Genomic DNA, 362 nt, shown 5'->3' on the forward strand with positions numbered 1-362 from the left:
GTCCTTCAATGCGTCAAGCTGGTCTATTTCATCTAGCCGTTCAACAAAAGCTTCAAATATCGTAGCTGCTTTGAGATTGCGTTTTTGATCGTCTCCAATCTGAATCGTGAATATACGATATTGACAGAGTGCCAAGCGTTCAGAATGTTGGTACTTCTCCACTTCTGCTACATTCTCATAGAGCAGCAGCGCAGCAGCATGTCGTCCTTGTGCTAATAGCGCTTCTGCAATGTCAAATAGTTTAGGTGAATAGAGTAGATTGTCCATGATTTGTCCAACGATTCGACGGATCGCATCCAGCTTGTCCAGCTCTGCACAACGATATAGCAACCGCTCAATTCGACGCATATTCGGGGGGGGGG

Annotated in this window: 1 pseudogene; it reads right to left on the minus strand. The window is 45.9% G+C overall.

The features are described from left to right. Positions 1 to 362, minus strand: a pseudogene (locus L696_RS31055) (transcriptional regulator); the annotation flags it as partial.

Origin of the sequence: Paenibacillus maysiensis (genome assembly GCF_000520815.1) — a bacterium.
GTDB lineage: Bacteria > Bacillota > Bacilli > Paenibacillales > Paenibacillaceae > Paenibacillus > Paenibacillus maysiensis.